12 protein-coding genes are annotated in these 12,543 nt (G+C 55.0%); 10 read left to right on the forward strand and 2 right to left on the reverse strand.

The features are described from left to right. Positions 1-243 precede the first annotated feature (243 nt). On the forward strand, positions 244-957 hold the full coding sequence (locus J4D97_RS18320; protein WP_347879368.1) for an SGNH/GDSL hydrolase family protein: 714 nt from the start codon (positions 244-246) through the stop codon (positions 955-957). A 259-nt stretch (positions 958-1,216) separates the two neighbouring features. Further along, positions 1,217-4,042, forward strand: a complete 2,826-nt coding sequence (locus J4D97_RS18325) for a TonB-dependent receptor (protein ID WP_208308838.1) — start codon at positions 1,217-1,219, stop codon at positions 4,040-4,042. Between the two features lie 75 nt (positions 4,043-4,117). Here J4D97_RS18325 and J4D97_RS18330 read toward each other — a convergent pair whose 3' ends face one another. After that, on the reverse strand, positions 4,118-5,137 hold the full coding sequence (locus tag J4D97_RS18330; protein ID WP_258048910.1) for an OmpA family protein: 1,020 nt from the start codon (positions 5,135-5,137) through the stop codon (positions 4,118-4,120). A 301-nt stretch (positions 5,138-5,438) separates the two neighbouring features. Here J4D97_RS18330 and accD point away from each other — a divergent pair, with 301 nt between their 5' ends. From accD to J4D97_RS18355, 5 genes are all read left to right on the forward strand, one after another. Continuing rightward, complete coding sequence (accD, locus tag J4D97_RS18335) at positions 5,439-6,326, forward strand: acetyl-CoA carboxylase, carboxyltransferase subunit beta (RefSeq protein ID WP_208308839.1); 888 nt, start codon at positions 5,439-5,441, stop codon at positions 6,324-6,326. Between the two features lie 216 nt (positions 6,327-6,542). After that, positions 6,543-7,274: an OmpA family protein gene (locus J4D97_RS18340; protein ID WP_208308840.1), complete on the forward strand. Its 732-nt coding sequence runs from the start codon at positions 6,543-6,545 to the stop codon at positions 7,272-7,274. Positions 7,275-7,445: 171 nt separating this feature from the next. After that, the gene (locus J4D97_RS18345; RefSeq protein WP_185281177.1) at positions 7,446-7,685 is read left to right on the forward strand and encodes a YMGG-like glycine zipper-containing protein; all 240 of its coding nucleotides are present in this window, start codon (positions 7,446-7,448) and stop codon (positions 7,683-7,685) included. A gap of 268 nt (positions 7,686-7,953) precedes the next feature. Continuing rightward, positions 7,954-8,661 (forward strand): OmpA family protein, encoded by a 708-nt coding sequence (locus J4D97_RS18350; protein ID WP_208308841.1) that lies wholly within the window; start codon positions 7,954-7,956, stop codon positions 8,659-8,661. 112 nt (positions 8,662-8,773) lie between these two features. Continuing rightward, a complete protein-coding gene (locus J4D97_RS18355) occupies positions 8,774-9,532 on the forward strand; it encodes an endonuclease III domain-containing protein (protein WP_208308842.1) in 759 nt (252 codons plus the stop codon). A 35-nt stretch (positions 9,533-9,567) separates the two neighbouring features. On the opposite strand, the gene J4D97_RS18360 is transcribed toward J4D97_RS18355, so the two are convergent. Then, positions 9,568-10,050, reverse strand: coding sequence for a hypothetical protein (locus J4D97_RS18360; protein WP_208308843.1), 483 nt, complete (start codon positions 10,048-10,050; stop codon positions 9,568-9,570). A 95-nt stretch (positions 10,051-10,145) separates the two neighbouring features. Between J4D97_RS18360 and J4D97_RS18365 the strand changes: the two genes are divergently transcribed. The 3 genes from J4D97_RS18365 to J4D97_RS18375 all read left to right on the forward strand — a co-directional run bounded on the left by J4D97_RS18365 (position 10,146) and on the right by J4D97_RS18375 (position 12,541). Further along, positions 10,146-11,129 carry a radical SAM protein gene (locus J4D97_RS18365; protein WP_208308844.1) on the forward strand — a complete coding sequence of 328 codons (984 nt, stop codon included), beginning with the start codon at positions 10,146-10,148 and terminating at the stop codon, positions 11,127-11,129. A 194-nt stretch (positions 11,130-11,323) separates the two neighbouring features. Beyond that, positions 11,324-11,836 carry a gamma carbonic anhydrase family protein gene (locus J4D97_RS18370; protein ID WP_208308845.1) on the forward strand — a complete coding sequence of 171 codons (513 nt, stop codon included), beginning with the start codon at positions 11,324-11,326 and terminating at the stop codon, positions 11,834-11,836. Between the two features lie 156 nt (positions 11,837-11,992). Then, positions 11,993-12,541, forward strand: coding sequence for a hypothetical protein (locus tag J4D97_RS18375; protein ID WP_208308846.1), 549 nt, complete (start codon positions 11,993-11,995; stop codon positions 12,539-12,541). Positions 12,542-12,543: the final 2 nt, after the last annotated feature.

The following is a 12,543-nucleotide window of genomic DNA, read 5'->3' on the forward strand; positions in this document are numbered from 1 at the left end:
CCCTTCCCCACCCCTTCGGGCTCTATATCCCTCATTTCTCCCCCCTTCTTTTTCCCCTTGTACCACTCCCGGGTCTCGGGCCTCTATATCTCTTAGCGGAAAAATCAAACCACCATCTCCCCCCCCCCCCCCCCCCCCGCCAGTAATAGCCTGTAGTCGAGTGACTTAACATCTGTGAGATATAGTTAGCAATCTGTACTAGCATATAGCTGCGTATAGCAGGTTGTGAAAGCAATTACCGATTTGTCAATCTTTTTCTTACTACTTGCTCTGCTACCCTTTTGGGCCTGCACGCACACTGAGGTGCCGCCCACGCTGATGGCCACACCCCCCGTATCGGCGGCTACTATCAGCTTTCTATCGTTAGGCGACTCTTATACTATAGGCGAGGGCGTGAGCGAACAAGCCCGCTGGAGCGTGCAGTTGGCGCAACAGTTGCGCCAGCGCGGTACCGAGGTAGCGCCGCCCGACCTCATAGCCCGCACCGGCTGGACAACCCAGGACCTGCAACGGGCTATTGTGGCCTCCGGCAATCAGCGCACTTATGAGCTGGTGTCGTTGCTGATTGGCGTCAACGATCAGTACCAGGGGCAAAGCGCCGCTGATTATCGCCTACGCCTGCGCCAACTGCTGCAAACGGCCACGCGCTTTGCCGGTGGCCGTTCTGGCCGAGTGGTTGTGCTGTCCATACCAGACTGGGGACAGACGCCCTACGCGCAAGGGCGCAACCGGACGCAGATTGGGGAGGAAATCGACCAGTTCAACGAGGTGGCTCGGCAGGAATGCCAGCAGGCCGGCGTTGCCTTCGTGGATATTACCGGCCTCACGCGTTCCGCCAGCGGTGATGCTTCCCAGTTTGCTCCCGATGGCCTGCACTATTCCGGTCAGCAGATGGCAAGATGGGCGGAAGCGGCGCTACCCGTGGTGCAGAAAGTAGTGGCCGTGAGCGCAAAGTAGTTGCACGGCTGGCAGTGGCGCGCCACTTTATAAATTGCCGATAAGCATATAATGATCTGAAGTATAATATATTATAACTGTATCGCTACGGAAGAAGTATACTTTTTTTGTTTCAAGCAATACATCCTGCGGGATATTCTGTTCATATCGTGAAAAACGGTAGATGGTCGCGTCGCCCTTGTAGGCTGTTGTTGGCATCAAGAAGGGTAGTCCTCTTCGGCAAATTTGCATCTTCTTTTATTTTCTTCTCTGAACGCGTATGCGCCAAACCTTACTCTATTCTATTGTGTGTGCCAGCCTGTTGCCCGCCGCCGCGTGGGCCCAGACGCAGACCGTAACCGGCCGCGTAACTGGGCCTACCGGTGCCGCCCTACCCGGCGTGACGGTACTGGAAAAAGGCACCAGCAACGGCACCTCTACCGACGCGGAAGGCCGCTACCGCCTCGCCGTGCCCACGTCGGCTACCCTCATCTTCTCGGCCATTGGACAAACCTCGCAGGAAATCCCGTTGAATGGCCGTTCTGTGCTGAACGCGCGTTTGCAGGATGCCAGTACCGACCTCAACGAAGTGGTGGTAACCGGCTCGCGGGCCTCCGAAGGCCGCTCCAACATCCTCACCACCGCGCCAGTCGACGTAATTTCGGCCCGTGAAATCAAAGCGTTTGCTCAAACGGATGTCACCCAAGTGCTTACCTATGTTGCGCCTTCTTTTCAGTCGTCGCGGCAGGCTGTTTCGGATGGTACCGACTTCGTGGACCCAGCCAGCTTACGCGGCCTCGGCCCCGATCAGGTGCTGGTGTTGGTGAACGGCAAGCGCCGCCACAACTCGGCCTTGGTCAACATCAACGGCACGGTAGGGCGGGGCTCGGTGGGCACCGACCTCAACGTGATTCCCACGGCTAGCATCAAACGCATTGAGGTGCTGCGCGATGGCGCTTCGGCCTTGTATGGCTCCGATGCCATTGCGGGTGTTATCAATATTCAGCTCAAAGACGATTCGACGGGCGTGACCAGCACCGGCTACTACGGCCAGACTGCTGAATTCGACGGCAAAACCGAGCAAGTTGACATCAACGTGGGCATTGGCCTGAACAAGCGCGGCTTTCTGGACCTGAGCGGGCAGTTCCTGAACCGCGGCTACACTGACCGCTCGTTTGCGGACCGGACGCCGCTGATTTACTTGGGTAACGGCGGGGCCTATCCGGCTTCTGCCAATACCGAGGAAGCCCGCCGCGCCCTCAAGGCGCAGGACGATGCGCTGGTAGCGGCCAATGGTTTCGACCGGCGAGACTTTCGGGTAGGACAGTCAGCTACGCGCAACTTCGGTGGCTTTCTGAATGGTGGGTATCGGCTGGGACGTGGCTACGAGGTGTACCTGTCTGGTGGTGCCTCGTACCGCACGGGCCAGGGCTCGGGCTTCAACCGCCTACCCAACCAGGCCACTCAAAGTGACCTGACCATCTTTCCGAACGGCTACCTACCCTTCATCAACACTACTATCTACGACCAGTCGGCCATTGTGGGCGTACGCAACACCTTCGGCGGCTTTGCGGTTGATCTAAGCAATACCTTCGGCCGCAACGAGTTGCGCTACGACGTCAGTAATTCTGTGAATGCCTCCCTACCCCAGGGACCTGGTATTGTGAACCCGACGGATTTCTACGCAGGCCGACTGGCGTTCCTGCAAAACACTACGAACTTGAGCGTGTCGCGGCGCTTCATGGACGTGGGGCCGCTGGCTAGCCTGAACGTGGCTGCGGGGGGCGAGTTTCGGTATGATAACTTCCTGATCGGCAAAGGTGAGTACGCGTCGTATATCAACGGTGGCCGCAGAATCAACGGCGCGCCTACTGCTTCTGGCGCCCAGGTGTTTCCGGGGTATCAGCCCCAGGATGAGGTGAACAAGGGCCGCACCAACGTGGCGGGCTACCTCGATTTTGAAAGTGACATTACCGATAAGCTGCTGGTGCACCTAGCTGGTCGGGCCGAGCGCTACAGCGACTTTGGGGGCAACGTGAGCGGCCAGCTGGGTGCCCGCTACAGCATTCTGCGGACGGTGGCCGTGCGCGGTTCTATCGGCAATGGCTTCCGGGCGCCCTCGTTGCAGCAGCGCTACTTCACCAATACCAGCACGCAGTTTGTCAGCGGACTACCCAATCAGGTGCTCACCGTTAACAACGATAACCCGATTGTGCGTAACAGCTTTGATGACCCCAGCCAGCGGGGGTTTGGGGTAGGGTCGCTGAAGCAGGAAAAGTCGAAGAACTACAGCCTGGGCCTGACCAGCAGCATCGGCCGCACCTTCACGCTGACGGTAGACGCCTACCAGATTGATATCCGCGACCGGATTGTACTGTCGTCGCAGTTTGCCAAGAGCAACCCCGCCGTGACGCCGCCTACCATTGTAGACCAAATTCTGGCCGGCCGCGATGTGAGCCGAGTACAGTTCTTTGCTAATGCTGTGAATACCCGCACCCAAGGCATTGACATCGTGGCCAATGAGCGCCTGCCCTTGGGCGAAAACAGTCGCCTGACCCTGACGGCCGCCGCCAACTTCAACAAAACGGAAGTAACGGGCTTCAACAGCACGTCCTCTACCATTAACAACGACCAAACGGTAGGGACCGGCAACCTGCAAAACACGCTCTTCGACCGGCAGCAGCGCACCCGCCTCGAATACGGCAACCCGCGCAGTAAAATCAATCTGTCGGCGGCCTACACCCGCGGCATCTTCGGCATTGAAGCCCGCACGGTACGCTTTGGCGAAATCCGTACGGCCGATGCCAACCCAGCCCGCGCCAACCTCGATCAGACCTTCTCGGCCAAGTGGATTACGGACTTGACGCTGAATGCGCAAATCACCAAGCAAATAGGACTGGCCATCGGCTCCAACAACCTGTTCAACGTGTATCCAGACAAGATTTACGTGAACCCGCGCAACGAACCAAACAACTTCTCCGTGGACCCCAACCTGAGCTATAGTTCTTCGCTGGACAACTCCAACCGGGGCCGCTACCTATACAGCGCCAACCAGTTTGGCTTCAACGGTGCGTTTTACTTTGCTCGCGTAAGCGTTTCGCTGTAAGCACTTAGTGTACTACTGAAACGGCCAGCCTTCTCAGAAGGCTGGCCGTTTTGCTTAAGATAGGGAACCGTGGAGCTATTGCCCACCAGCACTCGCCGCCGAATTACTATCCAGAATCTGAAACAGCTCGTTGAGCTTGGGCGTGAGGATAATTTCGGTGCGGCGGTTCAGGGCTTTGTCGGCGGCGTTGTCGTTAGGGGCTATGGGTAGGTATTGCGAGCGGCCTGAGGCCGTCACGCGCTGGGGCGCTACTCCACTCACGGTGAGCAAACGAGCAATTTCGGTGGCGCGCAGTACGCTCAGATCCCAGTTGTCTTGCATGCCAGCGGTGCCACGCGAGATGGGCACATTGTCGGTGTGGCCCTCCACTACCACATTCACGTCGGGCTGCTCTTGCAGCACCTGGGCCAGCTTTTTAAGGGCGTCCTGGCCCTTGGGGTCCACCTTGGTAGAGCCCGATTTGAACAGCAGCTGCTCCGAAAGCGACACGTACACCTTGCCGTTGCGCAGCTCCACTTTCAAATCATTGGACTTAAAGCCTAGGAGCGCATTATTAACCTTGGCGCGCAGGTCGTTCACGGCCTTGTCTTTGGCAGCCAGTGCCTGTTGCAGCTCCGCTAGCTTTGCTTCACGCGTTTTTAGGTCCGTATTAAGCTGGTCGATTTGCGTGCGGCTTTTCTTCAGGTTCACGTCCAGCTCGCCCAACTCGGCTTCGCGGCGGGCCAGGTCCTTGGCTACCTTGTCGTAATCGGCCGATTTGTTGGCCATAGCCCGGTCGCTGTTCTTGAGCAGCTTATCGTACGAGTCGTTCAGCTCGCCGTAGAGGCTTTGCGTTTTGCGCAGGATGTTGCCCGTTTGGGTAGAGTCGTTTACGAGGCGCTTCTTGTCGAGGCGGAGTTGGGCTAGCTCGTCGTTGGCTTTCTGCAACTCGGCTACTGCCTGGCGTTGGCGTTTTTCTAAATCTTCTTTGGCTTGCTGGGTAGCCGTTTGGCGAGCCTGTAATTCGTCGTATTTGCGGGAGGCTACGCAGCTGGGTAGGGTAGTGGAAGCGGCCACTACAAGAGCGGCTAGGGTCAGCGAAGAGAATTTATACACGGAATAAATGTAGGTGAAACAGCAAGAGTAACAGAATAGTCCGGTTGGGGCTACCCTGTAGCAAGGTAGCCGGTTGCTGGGGCAACTTCCAATTCTTAAGGCCGGCTCAAACCATTTTTCAGACTATCTTTGTTGCTGTTCAACGCCGAATACAATGCTTGCAGTCAAGTCATTAGCCGAAATTTCTATCTGAATTTCAGAAATAGCCAGACAATTCTTCCGGCCAAAAAGCCGGCCCGTAGCCACCCGGCGTAGTATCTTTGTCGTCACACGCTAGTATCCGCCCCTCAATTCTTACCTGATGTCTTGGTTTAAACGCGTAGAAAAAGGCATTGTCACGCCCACGGAGGAAAAAAAGGAAACCCCCGACGGCCTGTGGTACAAGTGCCCGGAATGCAAAACCGTGGCTACCATGGCCGAGCACAAGCGCCTGCTCTATACCTGCGCCAACTGCAACCACCACGACCGCATCAACTCGGCCGAGTATTTCGAGGTGCTGTTTGATGACAACCAGTTCACGGAGCTGGACGCTGACCTCACTTCCGGCGACCCGCTGCACTTCGTCGATACCAAGCCCTACCCCCAGCGCGTAGCGGCTACCGAGCGCGCCACCGGCCTACACGACGCCGTGCGCACGGCGTATGGCCGCAGCCAGGGCGCCGAGCTGGTGATTGCCTGCATGGACTTTAAATTTATTGGGGGCTCCATGGGCTCAGTGGTAGGCGAGAAGATTGCCCGCGCCATCGACTATGCCCGCCAGCATCGCATCCCGTTCCTGATGATCAGCAAATCGGGGGGCGCACGCATGATGGAAGCGGGCTACTCGCTGATGCAGATGGCCAAAACGTCGGCCAAGCTGGCGCTGCTTTCCGAAGCCGGTGTGCCCTACGTATCCTTGCTCACCGACCCCACCACGGGCGGCGTAACGGCCTCGTTTGCCATGCTGGGCGATTTTAACATTGCCGAGCCGGGTGCACTCATTGGTTTCGCCGGTCCGCGCGTGATCAAAGAAACCATCGGCAAAGACCTGCCGAAAGATTTCCAAAGCTCCGAGTTCGTGTTGGAGCACGGCTTCCTCGATTTCATTGTAGATCGTAAAGATCTGAAGCAGAAGCTGGCAGATTTGCTGCACCTGCTGCGCCCAGCCGCAGTGGCAGAGGCTGCAACCGTGACGGCAGCACGTCGTTAAATAAATTGCCGGCAAAAGCGGCAAGCTTTTTGAAAAAGTCTCTTCAACTGTATTATTCAGATGTTGAAGAGGCTTTTTTCGTGTTGAGGTGCTTGACTTAGATAGCCTTACAGCTATAAAGCAATTTCAAACAAACATTTTTGGCCGAAGTACAGTACCCAACACCGGACAACCATCGTTTCTCTTTCCCTACATTTTTCACCAAAGTTCCTACTGATGAAATCTCCTAATGCAATTATTTCGCTGTGCTTGGCACTGATGCTGTTTCTGGGCTCGTGCGCAACCTCGCGCAATCCTAACATTCCGGACGCCAACGGCACTGGCCCACGCAAAACTGGTATGAATAAAACCACGAAGGGTGGTCTGCTGGGTGCTGGTGGCGGCGCTGTAGTAGGCGGCGTACTCGGCCGCGTAATTGGCGGCTCGGGTGGTACAGCTGCCGGCGCTATTATTGGTGCTGCCGTCGGTGGTGGTGCTGGTGCCCTCATTGGCCGCAAAATGGACAAGCAGGCCGAAGAGCTACAGCGCGATATGCAGAACGCTAAGGTAGAGCGCGTGGGCGAAGGCATTAAAGTGACCTTCGACTCGGGCATCCTGTTCGATACCAACAAATCGGATCTGCGTCCGGCTTCGATGACGGAAATTCAGAAGATGGCTGCTACCCTCAAAAAGTACCCCGACACTAACATCCTGGTAGAAGGCCACACCGACAACACCGGCACCGACGCTATCAACGACCCCTTGTCGTTGCGCCGCGCCCAGGCTGTTGCCAACTACACGCAGACGCAAGGCGTAGATGCTTCGCGCATCACTACCAACGGCTACGGCTCGAAGCAGCCCATTGCTGATAACTCGACGGAAGCTGGTCGTCAGGCCAACCGCCGCGTAGAAATCGCCATTTTCGCCAACGAGAAAATGAAAAAGGCTGCTGAAAACGGCACGCTGTAAGCTCAACTGTAGCGTAAAGAAAAGGGCTACTCCACACCGGAGTAGCCCTTTTGCATATAAGAGCTGGGCAAAAAGGCGCGTACCTCAACTTAGACTAGTGGCATTGCGTTATAAAGCCTAGAATTTTTCTCATTCGGGCCATTTCTGGGCCTTTTACGATACTAATGCACCATGAAGAAGTTACGTTTGCTCGCCCTTGCTGGCGCTTGTTTTTTTATGACGGAATGCCGGACTAGCACGGCCGTAGGCGCTGGTGCTGGTGCCGTGGGTGGTGGCCTGATTGGTGGTGGCAAAGGCGCTGCCATTGGTGCTGGGGTAGGCGCCATAGGCGGTTCACTCTATGGTAAAAGCCGCGATAAGAAAAAACGCGAGCAGCGCCGGGAAGAACGCCGTAACCGTCGCAATAACTAGCCCAGCAATATACTTTGCGGGCAATAGCAGCAGAAGGACTATCCACGATGGGTAGTCCTTCTGCTTTTAGCGTTGGTATCAAATAGCGTATTTCGCTGCTAGCTCAGTGGCGAACCAGAAGATTCCGAAGGGCAATTATTTGATAATCAAAAAGCAACTAAGAATTGTGCTGAAGGCATAACAAATAGGGGGATTTTGGCAAGGTGGTTGCCAATAGGCCAATGGCAGCCCGGTGCTGTGCGTATTCTCTCCCATTTATCTGACTTTTATGAAAACCTCCCGTTCCCTACTCTCCCTGCTGCTGGCGCTGCTGTTGCTGGGTGGCCACTTTGCCGAAGCGCAAACTACTACAACCACCAAAAAGCCTATGAGCAAAACCGCGAAGGGTGGTTTGCTGGGTGCCGGTGGTGGCGCCTTAGTAGGCGGCGTACTTGGTCGCGTAATTGGTGGTAAAAACAGCACCGCCGGTGGTGCCATTATTGGCGCGGCAGTAGGCGGCGGCGCGGGCGCCCTTATCGGCCGCCGTATGGATAAGCAGGCTGCCGAGCTGAAGCGTGAAATGGCTGGTGCCACGGTAGAGCGCGTAGGCGAAGGCATCAAAATCACCTTCGACTCGGGTATTCTATTTGCTAAGAACTCCTCTACACTGACCTCAGCGGCGCAGGAGAATATTGCTACCCTGGCTGCTACCCTCAAAAAGTACGGCGACACCAACGTACTGGTAGAAGGCCACACCGATAACACCGGCACCGACGCCATTAACAACCCGTTGTCGCAGCGCCGGGCGCAGGCTGTAGCCAACTATACGCAGTCGCAAGGCGTGGATGCATCGCGCTTTCAGGTGACGGGCTATGGCTCCAAGGAACCCATTGCTGACAATTCGACGGAAGCTGGCCGCAGCGCCAACCGCCGTGTAGAAGTGGCTATCTATGCTAATGAGAAACTGAAGAAAGCTGCCGAAAAAGGGACTATCTAACAAAATTCGCATTGCCAGGTACTACAGTCGGCGGCTTCCCTACCCAGGGAAGCCGCTACTTTTTTCGGGGGTAGGGAGGCAACTCCGCGGGGCGCTTGTGGGTAGAAAGCACATGACCAACGCCGCCCCGCTTTCGCCCGCCCAGAAAACCTGGGAAAACCACTTGATCCTGAACGATTTCTACGGCGAATTATCCTCCACTCCGCGGCGCACGCCCATGCGTGAGCTCATCAGTACCGTGTTGTCGCACCGCACTACGCACGCCGACGAGGAGCTGGCGTATTCCCGCATGCTGGAAACCTTCGGCGACTGGGAGGGCGTACTGGCCGCGCCTACCCCTGCGTTGGCCCATGCTATCCGGACCACGCGCTGGCCCGACACGCAGGCGCCGCGCATCCAGGAGATTCTGCGCCGCATCAAGGCCGAGCGGGGCGAGTTTGCGCTGGATTTCCTGGCCGACTGGCCCACCGAGCGTGGCTTGCAATGGCTGACCGATATGCCCGGCATCGGCCTGAAAACGGCCTCACTAGTGTTGCTGTTCAACTTTCAGAAACCCGTACTGCCGGTCGATACGCATGTGCACCGCATTGCCCAGCGGGTAGGGATGATTGGGCCGAAAGTGTCGGCAGACCGGGCGCACAAACTGCTACTGGAACAACTGCCGCAGGATGCGCGCGTGCTACTCAATTTCCACAAACACAACTACTGGCACGGCCAGCGCGTGTGCCTCTACACCAAGCCCGACTGCGCCCGTTGCCCGCTCAAAGCCTTCTGCGACTACTATACCGAGCACTACGGCCCCGCCACACCCGAAGCGCTGGCTGCTACCCCCAAGCGTTGGGATACGGCCTGGGGAGAGTTGCCGCATTAAGGTTTATTGAGCAGTATGATGTGTTAAGTTCTATATTATCTCAACAGATCGATTCTCGCTTTTACTTCACTATGGAAAGCATGCAATGAACTAGGTACATTAGCTTTATCGGCTTCCATGTACCAGTGCCTTTTCTCATCACCCTGTTGTATCTCCACATAATACGTGTAAGCATCAGCTACTGCATGGATGTTGACGTCTCCATTTGGCATAGCTAGCAAACTCGCGGGAATCTTGTCTGACAAGCCCTTGACTTGATCATACAAGGCTTGGCTCTTCAGTACGTATTGGCCTTGGCGTTCGGGAGATGGAAATGCTGGATATATAGTGGTAGTATCTTCATACAAATGGTGCTGCACGTTGTCAAGTTTGTAGGTTTTGAAGCATTGATCACCAAAGCACTCCATTGAGAAAGCTCCAAATACTATGTAATCTGATTGGATATAAGGCTCTTCTTCTGAGCACGCTGAAAGCAAAGAAAAGCTTAAAAGAATAACGGCGAGTTTTAGTAGTCTCATGTGAAGTTAAGTATAGATTGTTTTAATGGTAGAGCCTTCTGCAACTAATAAGGTTGCAAGGCTTGCCATGTAGTATTATTTACCTTTGTATTCTTATGCGCCTTGTTCGTCACCCAGTTCTGTGCAACTACTACGTCACCTACCGGTGCAACGCTAAGTGCTCGTTTTGCGACATCTGGGAGAAACCTTCGCCCTATATCCAACTGGCGGATGTGGAGCAAAACCTGCGTGATTTGAAGCGCCTGGGCGTGTCGGTGGTGGATTTTACGGGCGGTGAGCCGCTACTGCATCGGCAGATACATGAGTTTGTGGGGCTGGCGCACGACATGGGTTTCATCACTACGCTCACCACGAATTGCCTGCTCTACCCCAAATACGCCGAGCGGCTGCGCGGCAAAGTGGATATGCTGCACTTCTCGCTCGATGCCTCTGAAAAAGAAGTGCACGACCGGGGTAGGGGCGTGGCCTGCTACGATTTTGTGCTGGAAAGCATTCGAGTAGCGCGAGAATTGGGCGAGCGGCCCGACATTCTGTTCACCGTCTTCCGCGAAAACCTGAAGGATCTAGAAGCCGTGTACCGAGACATCGCGCAGCCCAACAAGCTGATGCTGATTCTGAACCCAGCCTTCGAATACAACGGTGTAGACGCCGGCGAGCAGCTGACGATTGAAGAACTAGATTACCTCTCTGCCTTCGGCCGTCGTAAGGGCGTCTACCTCAACGAAGCCTTCATCCAGCTCCGCCGCGATGGTGGCAACCATGTGGCTGCGCCCGTGTGCCGGGCGGCCAGCACTACCCTGGTTATCTCGCCCAGCAACGAACTGGTGCTACCCTGCTACCACCTGGGCCAGCAGAAATTTCCGGTGGAAGGCCGATTGTTCGACCTCTACAACTCTGGCGATGTGCAGCACCTAGCCGCGCTAGAAGGCCGCCTACCCCAGTGCGAAGGCTGCACCATCAACTGCTACATGCAGCCCAGCTTCGCCGTCGAAACCAGCAAGTATTTCTGGCAGGCCCTACCCAGTACCGTGAAGTACAACGTGGCGAAGGGTACGTGGAAGCGGATGCTGACGCGGTGAAGAGGTGAGATGGTGAGATGGTGAGTAGTGAAATGGTGAGTAAAAATACGGTTGTCATCCTGAGTGCAGCGAAGGGCCTTATGCTAGTCGAACGAGTCGTTAGTACGCTTGTCGTTTTGACGTGATAAGGTCCTTCGCTGCACTCAGGATGACAACCGTATTTTTACTCACCATTTCACTACTTACCACTCCTTATGCTTCTTCTACCTGTTCGCGGAAAACAACCTGAAATTAGTCCTGACTGCTACGTGGCCGATAATGCTACCATTGTGGGCGATGTAGTGCTAGGCGCCCGCTGTACCGTATGGTTCAACGCCATTATTCGCGGCGATGTAAACAGCATCCGTATCGGCGAGCAGACCAATATCCAAGATGGTGTGGTAATTCATTGCACCTACCAGCGGGCGGCCACGGTTATTGGCAGTCGTGTGAGCATCGGGCACCGCGCCATTGTGCACGGTTGCACTGTAGAAGACGACGTGCTGATTGGCATGGGCGCCATCGTAATGGACCATGCGGTGGTAGGCTCGGGGTGCATTATTGCGGCCGGCGCGGTAGTGCTGGAAAATACGCAATGCGAGCCGGGCTACCTCTACGCCGGTGTTCCAGCCCGCAAAATCAAGCCCGTAACGGATGAGCAACGTACGACCATTCAGCGCACGGCTGATAACTATGTGCAGTACGCAAGCTGGTTTAAAACGGAATAATGTTTGTCAAATAGATAGGAGTTGCTATAATCGAGAGCCATATTACTTTTTGCAGATAGAGTGAGAAGTACTCAAGTTTGAGAAGAGTACTTCAATGTTTTTATGAAAGCAGTAAGATGTCTCTCGTTTAGGCTCTATCTTTTTCAAACTTTATTTATGAACAAACTCTACATCCATTTAGCTGGCGTCTTGTTGGCTGCAACCTCGTTGACTTCGTGCAATAAAAGTCAATATGCATTTAAGCCTACCGTCTCGCCATATCATGTAAATACCACGCAGAAGCGTGTGGCAGTCGTTACAGAAGAGCCAAAATCCGCTTCTGCTGCATTAGCCGAAACACATGTTTCTTCTGATCCAATTATAGCAACTTCTGCTACCCAGACTCAGTTTGCGAAGCCTAACATAAAAGGCGAAAAGCCTTCCTTCAAAGCTGTCATGCAGAAGCCAGGTGGTAAGGTTCGGCAAATGGCAGTTGCTGGCGTGTTCAAGCAACTTCGTAAACCGCTTGCGCAACACAATGAAGTGTCCAAGGTTAGACGAGGTATGTCGAGTGCAGGTCGCGCAGGCATCATCATTGGTATTGGAGCAGTTATTCTTCTGATAGGCGGCCTTATTGGTGGAACAAACTTTGTGGCTACAATTGGTGGTATTGTCTTTTTGGTAGGGGTGGTATTACTGATTATAGCTTTAATTAACGGGAGATAGAT

This window comes from Hymenobacter defluvii (assembly GCF_017589435.1).
Taxonomy (GTDB): domain Bacteria; phylum Bacteroidota; class Bacteroidia; order Cytophagales; family Hymenobacteraceae; genus Hymenobacter; species Hymenobacter profundi.